Source organism: Natranaerobius trueperi, assembly GCF_002216005.1.
In the GTDB taxonomy this organism is placed as follows: domain Bacteria; phylum Bacillota; class Natranaerobiia; order Natranaerobiales; family Natranaerobiaceae; genus Natranaerobius_A; species Natranaerobius_A trueperi.
The window spans coordinates 59,054-78,662 of sequence record NZ_NIQC01000011.1 but is presented as its reverse complement, the minus strand read 5'-3'; the positions used below and the strand labels follow the sequence as shown (position 1 = coordinate 78,662).

14 protein-coding genes, 1 pseudogene and 1 CRISPR repeat array are annotated in these 19,609 nt (G+C 34.9%); of the genes and pseudogenes, 3 read left to right on the top strand and 12 right to left on the bottom strand.

The window, feature by feature from the left end; genetic code table 11:
• Positions 1 to 600: 600 nt before the first annotated feature.
• The 8 genes from CDO51_RS06490 to CDO51_RS06455 all read right to left on the bottom strand — a co-directional run bounded on the left by CDO51_RS06490 (position 601) and on the right by CDO51_RS06455 (position 10,343).
• Positions 601 to 1,998 (bottom strand): PepSY1/2 domain-containing protein, encoded by a 1,398-nt coding sequence (locus CDO51_RS06490; protein ID WP_089023487.1) that lies wholly within the window; start codon positions 1,996 to 1,998, stop codon positions 601 to 603.
• A 644-nt stretch (positions 1,999 to 2,642) separates the two neighbouring features.
• Positions 2,643 to 3,527, bottom strand: coding sequence for a glycine betaine ABC transporter substrate-binding protein (locus CDO51_RS06485; RefSeq protein ID WP_089023486.1), 885 nt, complete (start codon positions 3,525 to 3,527; stop codon positions 2,643 to 2,645).
• Positions 3,528 to 3,762: 235 nt separating this feature from the next.
• A complete protein-coding gene (locus CDO51_RS06480; protein ID WP_089023485.1) occupies positions 3,763 to 4,953 on the bottom strand; it encodes a patatin-like phospholipase family protein in 1,191 nt (396 codons plus the stop codon).
• A 946-nt stretch (positions 4,954 to 5,899) separates the two neighbouring features.
• Positions 5,900 to 6,169 (bottom strand): preprotein translocase subunit YajC, encoded by a 270-nt coding sequence (yajC, locus tag CDO51_RS06475; RefSeq protein ID WP_089023484.1) that lies wholly within the window; start codon positions 6,167 to 6,169, stop codon positions 5,900 to 5,902.
• 132 nt (positions 6,170 to 6,301) lie between these two features.
• Positions 6,302 to 6,994 (bottom strand): zinc metallopeptidase, encoded by a 693-nt coding sequence (locus CDO51_RS06470; RefSeq protein WP_089023483.1) that lies wholly within the window; start codon positions 6,992 to 6,994, stop codon positions 6,302 to 6,304.
• Positions 6,995 to 7,296: 302 nt separating this feature from the next.
• Positions 7,297 to 8,625, bottom strand: a complete 1,329-nt coding sequence (locus CDO51_RS06465) for a sensor histidine kinase (protein ID WP_205842134.1) — start codon at positions 8,623 to 8,625, stop codon at positions 7,297 to 7,299.
• Positions 8,626 to 8,642: 17 nt separating this feature from the next.
• A complete protein-coding gene (locus CDO51_RS06460; protein WP_089023481.1) occupies positions 8,643 to 9,317 on the bottom strand; it encodes a response regulator transcription factor in 675 nt (224 codons plus the stop codon).
• A 48-nt stretch (positions 9,318 to 9,365) separates the two neighbouring features.
• Positions 9,366 to 10,343 (bottom strand): foldase protein PrsA, encoded by a 978-nt coding sequence (locus CDO51_RS06455; protein ID WP_089023480.1) that lies wholly within the window; start codon positions 10,341 to 10,343, stop codon positions 9,366 to 9,368.
• Between the two features lie 186 nt (positions 10,344 to 10,529).
• On the opposite strand from CDO51_RS06455, the gene tnpA reads away from it, so the two are divergent.
• The 3 genes and pseudogenes from tnpA to tnpC all read left to right on the top strand — a co-directional run.
• The gene (gene tnpA / locus CDO51_RS06450; protein ID WP_089023479.1) at positions 10,530 to 10,880 is read left to right on the top strand and encodes an IS66 family insertion sequence element accessory protein TnpA; all 351 of its coding nucleotides are present in this window, start codon (positions 10,530 to 10,532) and stop codon (positions 10,878 to 10,880) included.
• Positions 10,874 to 11,128 (top strand): IS66 family insertion sequence element accessory protein TnpB, encoded by a 255-nt coding sequence (gene tnpB, locus CDO51_RS06445; RefSeq protein WP_089023478.1) that lies wholly within the window; start codon positions 10,874 to 10,876, stop codon positions 11,126 to 11,128. Before tnpA ends, tnpB begins: the two co-directional genes overlap by 7 nt.
• Positions 11,104 to 12,538 (top strand): annotated as a pseudogene (gene tnpC / locus CDO51_RS14630) (IS66 family transposase); the annotation flags it as partial. The gene tnpB and the pseudogene tnpC, both read left to right, overlap by 25 nt.
• Before the next feature lie 129 nt (positions 12,539 to 12,667).
• Positions 12,668 to 16,635: direct repeats of the CRISPR family, unit length 32 nt; unit sequence ATTTCAATCCACGCACCCATATAGGGTGCGAC.
• A 158-nt stretch (positions 16,636 to 16,793) separates the two neighbouring features.
• On the opposite strand, the gene cas2 reads toward tnpC, so the two are convergent.
• Genes cas2 through cas7c form a run of 4 tightly spaced genes read right to left on the bottom strand, consistent with a single transcriptional unit; the run spans position 16,794 to position 19,607 of the window.
• Positions 16,794 to 17,084, bottom strand: a complete 291-nt coding sequence (gene cas2, locus CDO51_RS06425) for a CRISPR-associated endonuclease Cas2 (protein ID WP_089023492.1) — start codon at positions 17,082 to 17,084, stop codon at positions 16,794 to 16,796.
• A 9-nt stretch (positions 17,085 to 17,093) separates the two neighbouring features.
• Positions 17,094 to 18,125, bottom strand: coding sequence for a type I-C CRISPR-associated endonuclease Cas1c (gene cas1c, locus CDO51_RS06420; protein ID WP_089023475.1), 1,032 nt, complete (start codon positions 18,123 to 18,125; stop codon positions 17,094 to 17,096).
• Positions 18,122 to 18,781, bottom strand: coding sequence for a CRISPR-associated protein Cas4 (gene cas4 / locus CDO51_RS06415; protein WP_089023474.1), 660 nt, complete (start codon positions 18,779 to 18,781; stop codon positions 18,122 to 18,124). The genes cas1c and cas4 overlap by 4 nt, the downstream gene beginning before the upstream one ends.
• Positions 18,768 to 19,607 (bottom strand): type I-C CRISPR-associated protein Cas7/Csd2, encoded by an 840-nt coding sequence (cas7c, locus tag CDO51_RS06410; RefSeq protein ID WP_089023473.1) that lies wholly within the window; start codon positions 19,605 to 19,607, stop codon positions 18,768 to 18,770. Before cas7c ends, cas4 begins: the two co-directional genes overlap by 14 nt.
• Positions 19,608 to 19,609 lie beyond the last annotated feature (2 nt).

Below are 19,609 nucleotides of genomic sequence, written 5' to 3'. Positions count from 1 at the left end.
AGTCCTTATTAAAAATGCTTTATCTTGCGACTATGGATATCACTAAAAAATGGACTATGAGAACAAAAAATTGGGCTCAGATACTGGGACAACTAAGCATTTATTTCGAAGGACGGATATAAGAAAAATTTTATCTAGTAGTTGCATACTAGGAGTTCTTTACTAACCAGTTACCAAATAAAAACAAAAATGATAAATCGAGGGAGAAGTCCCTTATCTAAGGTAACTCCCTCGATTTATTAAGCATTTTATACTGTAATTAAGTTATTCTTATATGTCAGTATCGGAATGTTTACACCAATTACTTGACAGACTCTTAAAATCCAACTTCAAATTCCTCACCAATCAATCAGTAGATTATAAATTACTTATTTCTTTGTGTAAGTTAGCATTTTTATTGGTCATCTCGGGCAGGTAAAGCTCTGTATTAAGTTCCTTTTCGAATAAATAAATTATCAAAGCATCTATGAGACAGGCTTTTTTACACACTTCACGACAATCTAATTTTTTAGGTAACAATTAAACCTACCTGATCATACGAGAGGTGGGTTCTTTATTTTTGATCACATTAATAATTTTTAGTTCATCTTGTTTAGAATTCTAATATTCCATAGCTTTTAAATGATAATCATACATCTTTCGAATAGAGGTTTCTTCCCCTGTTTTAGCATCGATATAAATTAGTAGGTGTTCTCCTTTTGTTTCTACAGGAACCCTCCACTGCAATTTTCCTGAGTTGTCATAAATCAGAGTAGGTTCACTTAGAAATACGTTTCTAGGGTTCACTTGGTTCTTGGCTTCTTTTTTAGAATACAATACTTCTTTTTCCTTCAAGTCATTTACCATTTCGTCTAGATCATCTTCAAAAAAGTCGGTTCTTACAAAGTGTTCTATAGTTCCATCATCTAGGGTTATTGACACTTGAACCTGATCGGGGATAAACAGTATATCATCAATCACCTGGTGGTATGATAGATGCAGTTTCCCATTACTTTCACGTAAAGTTTCTAGCTCGTGATCTTCCATGGAAATACCAACATTGTCTGAGAGAAAGTTTTCTGCCTCATTAATGGCTTCATCCCAATCTAAATTAGTTTTTTCAACAGAAATTCTTTTTTCATCTATTATTCCTTCTTCACTTTCTTCCTTTTCCATAATTCTATGTTCTATCACTTCATCTTTTAAGTTTATTGCTAATTGAAACAATTTGTCAGCAGTGAATTCTACTTCATAATTCTGAGGTTTATCATCCCTAGAAGGATGACTAGAAATATCATGATACTTTAAATCATCAAGGTTAAAGTATCCTTCAAGATGATCTTTTGCAATCTCTTTTACTACATCTTCTTTTTCTTCTTTTATTTCTTCTAGACTTAATGCATCTTCATTTGTAACTTGTTTTTCCTGCTCACTTAAGTCTTTTTTCATATAATCATTGTAATAACCAAACTGATATTTATCCCCATCCGTGTATTTTTCAAGTTCAGAAAGATACTTTTCAGCTTCATCTATTTCTTCATTAGTAATTGCTGACTGAACATCAACTAGCTTTTCCCTTAGTCCTTCATACTCCTCAAGAATTGATGCAAATAGTTCTTCTCGTTCTTTTGTAAATCCATCTTCTTTAATCCAATCAGTAAAAGAATAGACATTATGGGTGAAATCTCGAATATTCATAATAACATGATGATAATCTTGAAATGCTTGATAACTAGGAATATACCTCAAGGCATCAGAGAGATCTCCACCATAACTATCTACTCTATCAAGATATTCTAACACCTTCTCTTCATCTTTACTCGCAAGTGCCTGATACCCATTAGTTAAAATACGATCAATATTTAAGATACTATCTGCTAGATATCGATCCTGTATATTGTAAACATATCCTTTTGCATCATCATCTTGTTGATATAAATTATAAATAACCACTAGAGAAATGATTAAAAGAGCTGCTAAAGCTCCACTAATAATTTTAAATTTCTTTTCCTGGCTCAAAGAACTCCTCCCCCTTTTAATAAACACCCTAAATACAAATCTTTGACTATATCCAAATTATTACAGATCTCTGTCATTAGTTCAACATCTAAAAGAAAATTCCTTTTTTAATAAATTTTCATTTGTCTCTTTAAAACAAGATATGCTACATAACATTATTAATCAGTCGTTTTCTACAACACAATCAAATTCGCACTTTCTGCAAAACTTTGAGTATTCACTTTGATCTAAGTTCCTTTGCTTGTTATTATTTTTATCTTGATCTAAATTTACTATTGAGGCTTCTGGTGATGTATTACACAATGTTCTACTATATGATCCAGCTCGGGCAGGTAAAGCTTCTGTATTAAGTTCTGTTGTTGAATAGATATAATCATCAAAAGCATTTATGGGACAGCTTTTTTACAAGCTTCATCACAATCAATACATGGATCAAAACTTATAAGCCCGGAAGGATCAATTTTTTTATTTAAAAGTAATGCACGAAGACGAACTCTCGGTCCAAATTAGGGTGAACTTTGTCACTTTTTTTGTTGTATCACCAACTCCTGTAACTGCACACGTTAACACTAACTTATTTGACATAATTATATTCTTTGTAATAATTAACAAAGATACCCTTGGACCAAGAGATTCTTTATAATCTATTCACTCATTTCTTCAATAGAGTCAACTTCAACATAATCAGGAACAACCAGACCTAATTCAGCACCTTCGTAAAGTGGACCATAATTCTCTAAACCATCACCATATGTTTCCCAGTAACTTGCCTGGGTTAATGGAAGCCAAGCACATACCATAGCATCAAAATCTCCACTGACTAAACCTTGAAACACAAACGCCACATCAACCATCTTCATTTCTACTTCATAATTCATTTCTTGTTCTAGTACGTAAGCTATTAAGTTTGTTGTAGCGATAGCATCAGTCCAATTATTATATAGAAGTTTAACAATTTCTCCTTTTCCATCTGTATCTTCTGGAATCCATTCATGGATAGTTTCTTGATTTTCTTCTGCCCAACCAATTATTTTTTCACGTTCACTATCACCTGGGTCCTCTACTAATTGCATTAATTCACCAAGCTCTTCGTCTGTCAAGTAATAGTTTTCAAGAAGTTCAGTCACCTCAGGCATATCATTAGATAATCCCATTCTACCTAAAGCTTCTATATTTTCATCATCACCAAAAGTATTTTCAGGATCATCTAAAAACTTAAGACCAAATTTTTGAAACTTCCAATGCGGTGTCCATCCAATACCAACAATCCATTCTTCACTTTCTACAGCACTCTCTATTTGAGCTATCATAGCCGGCTCACTTGAGTCAATTAGTTCATATTCATCTAAATCATACACATCCATCACTTCATATTCTACAGTGTCCATTAATTCTGCTCCAGCATCTATTCCAATAATTTCGTTATCAAACCTTTCTGGTATTGTTTGATCTCCTTCAGGCTGACACCCAACGCCTATAAATTGAGTAAATATCAATAGAGCTAACCCCACTGTAAGTTTTTTAAACATTAAAATGGTCCCCCTTTATATGTGGTTTTTTACTTCCATTTTTAAAATAATTATGCATGTAGTCTAGAAAAAATTAACATTTAAAAAGGATTGATAGATTTTGCACATAATATGTAAAAAAAGCAGCCCTAGCATATCACTAGTTGCTGCTTTCTTATCTTAAGAATTAAAGCTTTAATTTTATCTTACAAGTGAGGGGGGATCCCCAAAATTTTAACTATACTTTTGAACAGTTTTATTCATCAGGTAAAGCTCTTAAAAATTCATCTCCTATTTTTTGTAATATAGATTTCTTGGCAAATAATGCAGTTAATAGATTTTTACTTGTAAGTTCTGTATCGTGCTCTTTGAAATCAGCTTGTTTAAGCTCTTCAATAAAACTCTTTAAATCATAAATTTTATACTTTTCAATCTCTCTTTGTTCAGCAGCATATTCTAAAACATTAATAATAATATCTTGATATGTTGCATCTAAAGAGAGATCTAATAAGCTACATAATTCCGGAAATACCTTCTCAAATAGTAGCCTTTTAGGCTCTATTTGAGAGAGGTCAAGAATTTTAGCTAATTCATAAATTGTTTCATCTGGTATAGATAATAAACTTTCAAAAAATAGCTTGTCATTAATAGGCTTAATATAATATTTGCTACCTTTGAGATCATTAATTGTACGTTTAGCATCGTAGTATCCCATTTTTAATTTTGTTTGAATTAAATCATTATCAAAATTTAAAATTCTACCTAAATCTTCAGAGGGCATAATATTTGTTATTTTGACATTTTCATCTTCAACTTTTCTAACTACTCCCATCCCTAAAGTCCTAATAGCAATTATCTCAGTACAACCTTTTCTTACTAACATATTGATAGGACAATTATCATAAAAAGCACCATCTAAAAAAACTTTACCTTCTATAGGTTCAGATTTAAATACAGGGAAGTTAGCACTTGCCATTAAATAATCAACCATTTTACCAAGGGGTATATCCTCTTTATAAAGCTCTAAAGGTTTAAAATCTGAAATTGAAATTGTAACTACCCCAAAATCCATTGTAGAATTATGAATTTTTTCCTCATCTATAACTGATTCCACAGTTTCACGCATGTTTTTAGTATCAATTCCTCTATTTTCAATAATATCTCGTAATTTTGAAGAAAAATATGATATTGCTTCTTTATCGATCTGTTTATTCATAAGTTTTTGAACCTGGGATTCTTCTAAATCAAATAGAAAAGAATTATCTATTTTCTTCCACCACTCATAACCTAATTCAAAATCGCCTTGTGCTAATATCGCCCCATTAATCGCTCCAATAGACGTACCAGAAACTCCAGAAAAATTATATCCTTCCTCTAACAAAGCCTTTATTGCTCCCATGTGAAAAGCCCCTCTAGAGCCACCACCTTCTAAAGCCAATCCAAGCATAATTTCTTTTCACATCCTTTTCCATAAAGTCTTCATAATTCATAAGGCTCGAAGTTTATAATTAGTCTATTTTCATTTATTAAATCATATCACTCTTTTAGATAACAAGAGTTTTTGTAACATTTGATTTATGTGCCTTAAAAGCGGTAGCTAGTAAGATACTATATAACAGATATTATAATTTTCATAATATCTGTTATATATAGGGATTTTTAATTCATTTTAAATGCAACATTTCCCCGAATCAAGAACCGATATAAATACCGTCACCAAGGGGTTGAACTAGTTAATAATGATGGTAAGGGTAAGGTGAGTTATCTAAAGTTTCATAGAGAAATATCGCCCACATAAAGCTTAATCTCTCCAGTTTCTCTTTCAAGGACAAAGATTTTGTCTCTACCTGGGAACAATTAATTCATCTTCTATTACAAATGGTTTTTTCTTGAGTCCAGTTCTGTTCATCTTTTTCTAGACATAAGAAATAATTTCCTATTCAGTTACTAAAAATACCTCATGTTCTTTTCTTTAGAGACGGCTTTTAATCGATGATTATTTTCCCAAAGGACCTTATCTTCCTTTATGGAATATAGATAATCTTCCTGAGCAATTAAGTCATTGGTTAACCAGAAGGTTCTATTGCCTTCTACAGGAAAAGAATCCAAAGTTTCACCTATATTAAATTTCCTCTATAACTGTTTTTATTAACTTGAGCCCCATACAAGTAGCATTCAATCCTATGGTTATCCGATAAATTAGAAATAAAAATCCCATATCCACCATACTTTATTTTGATTTTATCTAAGCTAATTATAACTTCAGCTAAATTTAGAATCAAATTCTACAAAAGTAAATAAATAACATTTGTAATATACAAAAAATTAAGCAGCTATAGCCATCTATCATCTGACTTTAGCTGCTTAATTTATAATTTTGTAATTTGTAAAAATTATTGTGTCTCGTTTACAACTGACTGTACTCCAAATTTAGATAATGTTAAAAATTGATTTTCAGATGTTTTAAGTGTTAATACATCTTCTTCGATGCTTTTAATAGTACCATGAATACCACCAATTGTAACCACATTATCGTCTTTTTGAAGATTATCTAACATTTGTTGCCGCTCTTTTTGTTGTTTTTGTTGTGGTCTAATTAAAAAGAAATAAAAGACTCCTATTAGAATAATCATAGGTAAAAATTGAGCTACAGCTCCTGGCATTACTATTCCCCCTTATAATTAATTAACGAGCACTAAAAAACTTCCGCCTAGTAGTGATGCAACTAACACCAGTAGCATATTTATTTCTAAAGTACGCAGTGAAAAACGCATCCTCATCCCTCCAAGTTATTATTAATTTCTTCTACCCCTTATCAATAATAATCGTAATAATTGAGCTAAAGCCATTGCGGTAGCAGCAACATAAGTCATAGCAGCAGCATTTAAAACCTCTTTTGTTGGTTTTACTTCATCCACTGTTAAAAAATTGCTACCTTCTAGAGCTGCTACAGCTCTAGTACTAGCATTAAACTCAACTGGTAAAGTAACTATCTGAAATAGTACTGCAAAAAAGAATAGTGCAATACCTAAATCCATTAATAATGTATTTCCACCTTGAGAAAATAACATTCCTATAAAAAATAACGGAACTCCTAATTTTGAACCGAAATTAGCTGCTGGAAAGATCATGTTCCGTAGAGACAATGCAAAATAACCATTAGCATGTTGTATTGCATGACCAACTTCATGGGCAGCTATACCAAGAGAGGCAAGAGAAGTTCCGTTATGAACATTTGAAGATAACCGAACAACCTTTTTCCTTGGGTCATAATGATCCGACAATTCCCCTCTACTTTGTTCTATTTTGACATCATCTAAACCAGAGTTATCTAAGATAGCTCGAGCAACTTTTGCACCACTAAATCCACTTTTACTAGGAACTTTAATATATTTGTGATATGCTGACTTCACCCTGTTTTGAGCATACATTACAAAAAACAAGGCTGGTATAACAAATATAATAAACCCTGTATCTAAAAGCCACATAGATATCTCCTCCTAGAGAATATTTAAATTGTTTCTATATTTCATTCTACCCTTCAAAAATAAAAGAAAGTTAAAATAATTATGTGAAATTGTTAAAAACATGAATTTACAGTATTAGGGCGAAAAGCCCACGGCCTGTGATAGATGGAGTAGCGTAAGCAAAAGTCTATCAGCCTATACTGCTATATGCACTGGTATGGGAAGGGTACTGGCATACCCTTAACTTGGGAGCTGTCTAAAGCAGAAATGAATTGAGGACGCATAGCTACCCGAAAATCCTACGCATTTATGCGTGTGGAGTGTCAAAATTCTACATAAAAAGATACACCTTGGTTTTCATTTTCTACCCATACTTTAGCACCATGTAAATTAACTATCCTTTGTACAACCGCTAATCCTAATCCAAATTTACCTTTATGACCTTTGTTAAACTTAGCAAAAATTGTATTAATACTCTCTTCTTCTATTGGTGGGCCATCATTGTAAATATGAAGTACGATAGATTGAGATTTTTGTGATAAAGATATTACTATTTCATTCTTTGCATACCTTATCTGATTATCTAGTAGATTTTCTAAAACAACTCTCCATTGTTCCTTTTCACCAGTTATTTCTATAGGGGCTAAGTCAAGAGACCAATCAAGTTCTCGTCTAAGTAAACGCAACCTATCAGAAACTTCTTGGATTAACTCTGAAAAACTAAAAGTTTCATAGTTTTTTTCATGTGTTTCCATATAATCAAGTTTTGTTAAATAAAGTAAGTTTCTAATTCGTTTTTCTAGTTGCAAAGCTTCTTCATCGATCACTTCCACCGTATTATTAAGGTCTCCTTTAGGATAAATACCATCTCGAATTGATTGCGTATAACTTCTTATCACCATAACCGGAGTCTTTAGCTCATGAGAAACATGCTGTAAAAAACTTTGTTCTACTTCATCATGATGGATTAATTGTTTTCGTAACTGTTCTATCGATTGTCCTAGTTTTCCTATCTCATCATTTCGTTCTAATGCTACAGGTTCACTCCACTCTCTATTCGTCAATTTTTCAACTCGTTGTTCTAGAGCAACTAATGGTTTTGATAAATATTTTGCTAGTAGCAATGATGGAATCCAGCTAAATAACAAAACTCCACCCATTATTAGTAAAATCCTCTGAAACAATGTTTGAACTAGACCATCCCTGTAAGTATCCCACATATAAGAAATTAGATAAATATTATTCCCACTTGGAGTATTTTCTCTTCTAGCAACATAAAAAATTGTTCTCTTATCTACTTCTGCAGTGTATTCTTTACTGTCCTCAGTTTGGCCTTGTACCTTTTTAGCCACATCTTGTAAAAACTCACGCTGAAGTGGAGGATAAGCAATAATATTACCATTTTCAGATACTAAAAAATGATTAACTGTTCGTATATCCTGTAATTGTTTTCTACGATCTTTAAAGATATTGTTGTCTAAAGAACCATGGTCTAAAGGCTGATCCTCTTGTTGTAAAACCAAACTTTGGGCGCTATCTATGGTAGCGTAAATTTCTCGTGTAAAAAAATCTCTTAATATCCAGGGAAGAACAATACTTAAAATAATCGTTACCCCTAAAGTGATTGCTGCAAAAACAAGCCAAATTTGCATAGATAATGAATAGTTTCTCATGATATCACCATTCTATATCCATATCCGTAGATTGTTTCAACTTGTAAATTTGGCATCTTTTTGCGTAATCTACGTACTAGGTCATCTACAACTCGGTCTGTTCCGAAGTAGTCATTACCCCAAATATTATCTAATATTTGCTCTCGAGATAGTGCATGTCCTTTATTAGCTATAAAATACAATAGTAAATCAAATTCTTTAGAAGTTAAATCAATTACTTGATCACCTGATCTTACTGTTCTACTTTTCTTATAGACATAGTAAGAATTGACCTCAATCGGTGTTTGTTCTTCTTGTTTAGGGTCTTTATAGACCCGCTTCAATAATTTGTGTGCACGTATGATTAGTTCTCTTGGCATAAAAGGTTTAGGTAGGTAATCATCACTACCCATTTCAAGACCTACTACCCGATCTATATCAGCATCTCGAGCTGATATAAAGATAATAGGAACTTCAGGTGAAACATTTTTAATTTCTTTTATAAGTTGAAACCCATCTATATCTGGTAACATTATATCTAAAATCCATAAATGTGGTGGTGTTTCAATTACCTTTTGGGCTGATTCACCATCTAGAAATGACAAAACTTCCCAGCCTTCCTTTTGTAAATAACTTGTAAGCACAGAGTTAAGATTGCTATCATCTTCTACTATATTGATTCTGTAAGACATTTTTTTGCCTCCTTCAAGTGTAATTATAGCAAAAGAAAGGCTGGCTTTCTAAAGATTTATTTCTTCAATCAAATCTGGTAATGTGTCTATAAAATAATCAGCATATTTATTATATGCTAATTCATCTGTTATGAGTTCTATAACCTCCTCAAAGGGTGTTACTTCTATATCTTCAACTCTTAATATATGATAACCATACTCAGTTTTTACAGGTTCACCAATTTCCCCTATTTCTTGTTCTAAAATTGCGTCTCTAAATTCTGGGACTAAATCTGAAATATATACATCTTCATAATATCCATCGGTATCTACACTTCCTGTATCATCTGTATAACTAGCAGCTAACTCATTAATATCAGCGCCATCTTGCAATTGGTCATACAGATCATCAGCTTTTTTTAAGGCTTTTTCTTCACTACGAACCTCTTCTATTTTTCCGTTTGATGTTATATCTTCAGTCATAACTAAAATATGAGTAAAACTAGCTATAGTCAATTCATCGGATTTTTCCTCATAATACTCTAGTTTTTCATCTTCACTTACTTGATCACGAAAGTGAGCTTTCGCAGTAAACATTGAAACTAGGGTCTCTTTTATATCCTCTTTAGTAATATCTAAGGTTTCATAAGCATAATCTAATTCTTTTTCACTATAATATGATTTTAATTCATCTAATAATATTTCAGCCTGTTTTTCTGCCCAATCAGTTTCTTTCACTAGAGGAGACACAGTTTTTTCTAAAATAAGTTCTTCTAAAATTTGTCTTTGCACATCAGGTTCGTTTATAGGAATATCAGGATATAAAAAAGCCTGTACGCTTAGAAATGTAATAAATTCTTCATCTGTAATTTTGCCATCTTCAAATTCAGCAATTATATCTTTGTCAAAATTTGATGCATCCACTTGAGAAAATAACCCATCTAATTCATCATTGTCCTGATTTTCACTACTACAAGCACTTAAAAACATAAGTGATAATAAAAAAGTTAGTACAATACCTATCATTTGTTTGTTTACCTTATTCATTATTCTATACCCTCTTTCTTTGTATATTTTAAAGTTTAGTGATTTAATTATAATATTTAAGTACAAAACAATTATTAAAAAATTATGGGAAATTGTAAAAAAGTAAGCGTCAAACTATCCCCACATAGTAAAACAGCTAAGATTGTGTCATAATTCCCCCAACTAACTAAGGTAGGGGGGATTTTCATGTCACAACCTAAAAACAAATATGAAAAACGAAGAGAAAGTTGGAAACAGCACATAGCTGAGTTTAGATCCAGTGGCATGACCACTAGAGAATGGTGCAATACACATAATTTAAGTATCACTAAACTGCGTTACTGGCTCAGAAAATACAAAGATCAGGATTTGAATAATCACAATAATACATCTGATACTCAGTGGCTTCCACTGAAAGTTGATAATGCCAGCCAGGTAGAAAAAAAGGACACTTCCCAGATGACAGTAAAAGTTGGTCAGGCTTCCATAGAAGTAGGATCTGATTTTGATAAACAATTACTAAAAGATTTAGTCAGGACTCTTTCAGAACTATGCTAACAGAAGCCAGTGTAGAAAGAGTCTACCTGGCAGTTGGCAAAACAGATTTGAGAAAGTCAATAGACGGCTTGGCAGTGTTAGTACAACAGAGCTTTGAATTAGACCCATTCTCTCCATGCCTGTTCGCTTTCTGTAATCGCAAAAAAGATAAAATCAAAATACTCTACTGGGACTCATCGGGCTTTTGGCTGTACTACCATAGATTAGAAGAAGGTAAATTCCCCAATTTGGAAGCTCTAGTGAAGTAACTCCAGATCAGATGCAGCTTTTTAACGAAACTGAAAAAGAAGCTGATGCTTCTGCAAAAGAACCTGAACTGGAGGAAATTACATACAAGCGTCGTAAATCCAAAGGCCAGCGAGATATACAGTTAGAAGGCCTTGAAGAAGAAGTTGTAGAGCATCGCCTTTCTTCAGAAGAACAGGTGTGCTCTTGTTGTGGTGATAACCTTCATGAAATGAGCACAGAAGAAAGACGCGAATTAAAAATCTTTCCTGCCAAGGCCAAGGTATTAAAGCACATTAAGTATGTTTACAGCTGAAGAAAATGCGATAGAGAAAATACTACTACACCAGTGAAAACAGCACCTTCTCCGAATCCTGTGATTTCTGGCAGTTTAGCTTCACCTTCTTCTGTAGCTTACATAATGACTCAAAAATACCTGGAAGCACAGCCACTTTACCGTCAAGAACAAAATCTATCCCGTTTAGGTATTAAATTGTCACGTCAGACAATGGCTAACTGGATGATCAAAACTGCAAATGATTGGCTCACTCCTCTTTACAACAGATTGCATGAATTGCTAGCCTTACATGCTGATGAGACTACTCTACAAGTTTTAAAAGAGGACGGTAGAAAAGCCAGTAGTAAATCTTTCCTCTGGCTTTACCGTACTAGTAAAGAAGCTAGCCCGATAGTGCTCTATGACTATCAGACAACTAGAGCCAGTAAACATCCCATTAAATTTTTAAAAGGATTTGAAGGGTATCTCCATGTTGATGGTTATCCAGGTTACAACGACATACCAAATGTTAGCTTAGTAGGTTGCTGGAGCCATGCCAGGCGAAAATTTGACGAGGCTCTAAAGGCACTCCCTAAAGACAAGCAAAACGCTGATGCGGCTTCTCGCGAGGGATTTGAATACTACAACAAGTTATTTGCCATAGAGCGTGATATCAAAGATAAATCAAAAGAAGAGCGTTACAAAATTCGGCACGAGCGTAGTTACCAGTACTTAAAGAATTCAAGAATTCGGGACCTGGCTAGAAGAACAAAAATCTAAAGCTTTACCTAAAAGTGCATTTGGAAAAGCTATCTCTTACTGCCTAAATCAGTGGAAAAAACTAAATACATTTTTAGAAGATGGCGACTTAGAGTTAGATAACAATAGAGCTGAAAGGTCTATAAAACCCTTTGTCATAGGTAGAAAGAACTGGATGTTCGCTAATACACCTAAAGGAGCTAACTCTAGTGCTTTAATTTATAGCATTATTGAAACTGCCAAAGAGAATGAACTTAATCCATTTAATTATTTACAGTTCTTGTTTGAAAACTTACCTCAGATTGACATCAACGACCAAGAAAAATTAGATAAATTTTTACCTTGGTCAGAATATCTACCAGGAAACTATAAGCTGCAAAAAACTCAAAGCAAATAGCAAAAGTCAGTTATAACAGACACTCCCACTTATTATTTAAAATGAGATGGGAGTTTTTTATTAAGGAAATGTGGGTGCTATTTGACGCTTACACTTAAAACGTGGTGGTCATTAAAGGATTATATTAATATTTCAATCCACGCACCCATATAGGGTGCGACATATAAAGGCAAATACATTTGTTTCGACTGCATGATTTCAATCCACGCACCCATATAGGGTGCGACTGATGGTCTACTTTTAAAAGGTCCAGTTGGAACAATATTTCAATCCACGCACCCATATAGGGTGCGACTAGGGTCGCCATAGCCACTTAATACAGCTTCGTCTATTTCAATCCACGCACCCATATAGGGTGCGACACAGACCCGTAGTACCGAGTAATGACCCGTTCAAATTTCAATCCACGCACCCATATAGGGTGCGACTACTTCAAACCCTTTATTGTCGAAACTACCATTATTTCAATCCACGCACCCATATAGGGTGCGACTTTTTCCCTGTGTGGGTATGTATCACCGTATATATTTCAATCCACGCACCCATATAGGGTGCGACTGTAACTCTTCTAAAAATGTTTCATCTTCACTTGATTTCAATCCACGCACCCATATAGGGTGCGACGTAATTTACACCAACAACAGCCACCTCGTTTGGTATTTCAATCCACGCACCCATATAGGGTGCGACTATACAGACGCTGCTGATGTATCAGAAGAGTTCGATTTCAATCCACGCACCCATATAGGGTGCGACCTCTAATATGTTTTATAATGTTATAATACTACTATTTCAATCCACGCACCCATATAGGGTGCGACGGTTTCAGAAATCAAAACAGGAGGGGTTATGAATATTTCAATCCACGCACCCATATAGGGTGCGACAAATCATCCCACTTGACATGTAATAGTTTTTCTTATTTCAATCCACGCACCCATATAGGGTGCGACAGTATGTGTCCCTTCATTAAAAATCAGTCCTGCTAAAAAAATTTCAATCCACGCACCCATATAGGGTGCGACAAAGAAACGTAAATTATATCAATGGTACGGACAAATTTCAATCCACGCACCCATATAGGGTGCGACGTATCGACTTCTTCTTCTAACTTTTGTTTCTGCCCATTTCAATCCACGCACCCATATAGGGTGCGACTTGTTCAACTTCTTTATAGTATTTACACAAGTTTTTATTTCAATCCACGCACCCATATAGGGTGCGACATAGCGAAAAAGATCCGACAGAAATAGTATCACGAATTTCAATCCACGCACCCATATAGGGTGCGACCAATTCTATTTTAGATGGATTTGGTCTATTAACAGATTTCAATCCACGCACCCATATAGGGTGCGACCGCCCAACCCGCACTAGCTAAAGCATAAAGCGCGGATTTCAATCCACGCACCCATATAGGGTGCGACAAGCCGTAAGTTTGGCTATGGATAGCGTTAATAAATTTCAATCCACGCACCCATATAGGGTGCGACCAACAGGAACGATTAGATAAACTTAATCAATTAAATTTCAATCCACGCACCCATATAGGGTGCGACTAAATTACACAGAACCTACTGAATTAATCGACAAATTATTTCAATCCACGCACCCATATAGGGTGCGACAATCAAACAGGCGAAGTCTTCGGAAACATATACGATTTCAATCCACGCACCCATATAGGGTGCGACTTTTATGCAAAATTTTAAAGGACTGATTAATATGATTTCAATCCACGCACCCATATAGGGTGCGACTTCCTTCTGATTTTGCTCTCTCAAACGCCCAGTCGGATTTCAATCCACGCACCCATATAGGGTGCGACGTATTACGAGGACTTACAAGAGGATGTAAAAAAGATTTCAATCCACGCACCCATATAGGGTGCGACATGGTGATTATTGGCCTTATGCTTTTGTGAGTTGTATTTCAATCCACGCACCCATATAGGGTGCGACTCTTTGACAAACTAACGTTTGACCATATGGTATATTTCAATCCACGCACCCATATAGGGTGCGACAAGGAAATCGTTACCACTAGGGGAAAATAGTCGCATTTCAATCCACGCACCCATATAGGGTGCGACCCTTCTAGTGAGTTAACTTGATCTCGGAGCTTTTATTTCAATCCACGCACCCATATAGGGTGCGACATCCGCTTCCTGGCGAAGTGATTTACCTTCAGATTATTTCAATCCACGCACCCATATAGGGTGCGACATCCGCTTCCTGGCGAAGTGATTTACCTTCAGATTATTTCAATCCACGCACCCATATAGGGTGCGACTTACAGCTCATAGACTGAAAGGATTAAACTCTCTTATTTCAATCCACGCACCCATATAGGGTGCGACGTAATATCACTAATTGTAAACTCTCCGTTGTTATCAATTTCAATCCACGCACCCATATAGGGTGCGACTCGACAAGGACAGTTTTACACTGGATTTTGGAGCATTTCAATCCACGCACCCATATAGGGTGCGACGTCAAGAGATAGGGAAAAGGACGTATATCAAGAAAATTTCAATCCACGCACCCATATAGGGTGCGACGTTTGACGAGTTATACAAGGATATACTGGAAGGTGAAATTTCAATCCACGCACCCATATAGGGTGCGACCCGGATGCAACAATAGATCTTTCAGACTTAATTGAATTTCAATCCACGCACCCATATAGGGTGCGACAACAAAAATTAAACATGATTGCGGATATATTATGATTTCAATCCACGCACCCATATAGGGTGCGACGCGTATTTAAGACTTCGAGATAATATTAAAGAAGTAATTTCAATCCACGCACCCATATAGGGTGCGACTAAATATCAAAATAAAGGTGTCGATGTAACCTGATTTCAATCCACGCACCCATATAGGGTGCGACTTAACGAAGTTTCCACACGGTCTAGTTGCTGGTATTTCAATCCACGCACCCATATAGGGTGCGACAAGGCTGTTAAGTTGTAGGTATTAGCTTAGGATTATTTCAATCCACGCACCCATATAGGGTGCGACAGAAGACTCCGAGCAGTTTTTACAAGAAACAATTATTTCAATCCACGCACCCATATAGGGTGCGACAGAATCTAAAACGGTAGACAATATAATAACACAAATTTCAATCCACGCACCCATATAGGGTGCGACATGTAGCGCGTGATGCGTTGGACGGAGAATTGGGATTTCAATCCACGCACCCATATAGGGTGCGACGAATTAACCGAAAAAGGGTACGTAGTTAAGTACGATTTCAATCCACGCACCCATATAGGGTGCGACGGGACGAGAGAAAATATAGATGGATTTTTCTAGGTATTTCAATCCACGCACCCATATAGGGTGCGACGTATTTTCTAGGTATACCAGTCGCCTATTCAAGTATTTCAATCCACGCACCCATATAGGGTGCGACGCAAAAAAGTTAAAAGGTCGTATAGAGGGAGAAATAATTTCAATCCACGCACCCATATAGGGTGCGACTTAACTTTATATTGGTTTCACGATAGAGATGCACCAATTTCAATCCACGCACCCATATAGGGTGCGACATATAAGGAGGTTTTTGTTTGCAAGAACTATTAATTATTTCAATCCACGCACCCATATAGGGTGCGACCTATCTACTTCTAATTATAAAGGTTGCAAAGTTATTTCAATCCACGCACCCATATAGGGTGCGACCGATCGGAACGTGCAACTGGCGAAGCTACCTTTAAAGGTATTTCAATCCACGCACCCATATAGGGTGCGACCCCGGACCTAATATAGTTTTCAATTAAATACGGTATTTCAATCCACGCACCCATATAGGGTGCGACCAAATCAGTTAATGCAAACGCAGCACTGCTAGATAATTTCAATCCACGCACCCATATAGGGTGCGACAATGATCGAAAGTTATACAGATGGTTTAAGTGAAATTTCAATCCACGCACCCATATAGGGTGCGACAATTGTGTAAATGAGCTATTAGATGAGTTTGCAGATTTCAATCCACGCACCCATATAGGGTGCGACCTGTCTATTGACAGTTTAGTTTTAGGTGTTTCGGGCAATTTCAATCCACGCACCCATATAGGGTGCGACTGCGATATTTGAGCAAAAATCTAATTTTTGAGTTCATTTTTAGTCAAATATCACTATTTTCCTATTAGTTTACGATTTATTTTTTTAATAATAGGAACAAATTTCAAATAATGTGGTGCGAGAATATCTATAATTCTCTGTTAACTTCACATTCGCACTCAAATAAAAAGTGGACCTTCCACATCAAGTGATTCTTTTATACCTATATGTTCTACTTTTTTTTTATAATTATCTCCTAATCGATAAATTATCAAACTATCTTCATTTTCATCAATAATATCAATTAGTTGATACTTTAATTCTCTTAACTGAGTTGAGTCAACAACACATTCAAATACTGAATTTTGAACTCTAACACCATAGTTTTGACAAATTTTTGAAACTTTTCGTAACCTCTTGGTGCCTTTAATACTTGTTGTACTAACATCATAAGTAATAACAACTAACAAAGAAATCACCTACTTCCATAAGAGAGGCGGATACTCATCCAAATCTCCTCTTAAATATCTTGCAAGTAGCATTGATTGAGCATAAGGAACCACCCCCCAAGGAATTTTTTCGCCCAAATAAGGATGATTTATTTTCTCTTGTTTTCTATCTTGCCAATGTTTAAGAAATTTCTTTCTAGCTTCATCTTTCATTAATATAGCACCATTTTCTTTAACCGAAAAATCACCTTTTTTCATTACTTTTTTGTTAATTAGCGAGATTACAAAGCGCTCCGCATATACTCCCCTCAGTTCTTCCATCATGTCAAGAGCTAGTGAGGCCCTGCCTGGTCTATCACGATGTAAAAATCCTACATATGCATCAAGTCCTATACTTTCCGCTGCAGATATAATATCATTCGATAGTAAGGTGTATGCAAAGGATAGCATAGCATTTACTTTATCAAGAGGTGGCCTTCTACTTCTTCTTTTAAATCGAAATTCGTCTTTTTGCTGTAAGATTAATTGGTCAAAAACTTCATTATAACTAACAGCTGCCTGCCCTTCATAACCTCGTAGTAATTCTAAATTATTAACGTTCCTAACCTCAGTTATTAAATCTGATAAGTGTTGAGATGTTTCTTTAAATTTATCAATATCAACCCTTAACGGATAATCTCTAGTAGCCCTTTCAAGTATCCATTTATTATTATAAATTTTACCTACAATGAAGTTTCGAGCTATTTTTGCACTCAAATTTTTATCATCTGATAAGCGATACTGAGTTTTCCTTAAAACCACATTACCTCTACTCTCCCCAATTATTCTTGCCAAAAATTTGCCGTTCCTAGTCAGGAAAACTAATGATATATTTCTTTCAGCACAAGCTCCCATTAAAGCTGGACTAGCCCCGCTATATCCAAAAGTATAGACTGATTCTAAATTATGTAGTGGAACACGACCAATTCGTTCTTTGTCTTTCTTTACAACAATGTTTTCACCATCTAAACTTAAATAAACATCAGGACTAGTAACAAATAAACTGTTCAACAATCTCTTCATTCTCTGATTTTCCTTTCTATATAATTGCTTACAGATTGCTTTTTCATTAAATTTGGTATACAAAGGTTTTTTAAAGAACAACTTTTACAAAATGGCCCTGTCTTAACTCGAGGGGTGTATCGCTTATCAAAATAATGGTGCATTTCACTAAATACATCTCTAACTTCCTGTTTATCTGAGGAACTGACTGGAACCTCTATTCTTTGTTTAATTTTATCATAATAAATATAACCCTTAGAAACCTTACATAGAAGCATTTCTTCGAGGCACATTGCTTGTGCTACCAATTGAACAATATCTGATTTATTTTGTTTTGGTTTTCCTCTTTTGTACTCAATTGGGATTGGTATATATTTGTTTTGCGAACCTTGAATAGGCACGCCTTCTTTATCTTTTTTGAACTCCACCACATCACTAACTCCAGTAGCACCTAGTTCTTTTGAATGTATAGGCATTGAACGAACTATAAGCATCTCATTTCTCTTTTCCCTAATAAAAGGTTTATCTACTTTTTTGTGTACATTCTGACCTTCGACTGTTCTTACATTTTCTTCCCATTGTTGTTCAATATGTATTAGGGCCCACTGCCTTTTACAAAAATAAAAATGTTGTATCCCGGATAGTAGTAAAAAATCTTCTTCTCTACTCCCCATCATACACTTCCACATCAAGCCCTTTTAAATTGCTTAATTCAATTTTCACATCATCCATTGTTTTTGGGGTTTCTTCTTTTAGTTCAATAGAAAGAGAACGGTGTACTTTGCCTGATGGATATTGCCCTAATTTTGTATTATGTTTCCACCAGTACACCTTATTAATAGTCATACTTCCATCTGGACGGGCAGATGAGGCATCGTTTTCAAAAAGAGTTTCTAATGAATATTTAATTTTTTCAGCATCTTCTTTTGTAAATTTTGTCTTTTCAGCTAGTTGAGTATTTATACTTCCATAAAATACATAAACACCAAAATCAACACGATGTTTCATTCCCATTGTATCTGAACCCTTATTATCAGAAGTAGTCGAATTAACACTTTTTGTTATTTGTGTACTAGTTATATCAACTGGATGTAAACTTATTGCTGGATGTATAGATACCGGTCCTCTAACACCAATTGAAGTTGATTCTCCACCTTTAAAAGCAAAAACTTGTCCAAAACTTCTAACATCTGTCCATGTTTCACAAGAAATATCATGATATAAATCTTTATCTTTAGTTTCCTTTAATTCTTTAACTGAATCAGCACGTTCTTTTAAACTTTTAAACCCATCGTTCTTTCTTTCATCTGATTGAACAAAAATGGGTTCCCCTTGATCTTGTAGACGGTTACGAATCTTTCTTTTTATGCAAACATCTGATACTTCTCCAAACCCTTCATAATTTTGTCTAGGGCGATTTCCATTTAAAGGATCACCATTTGGGTTTGCATTTTTAACTAAAAAAACAACAGCAAAATCAATCTTATAATCCAAAATAGACATAT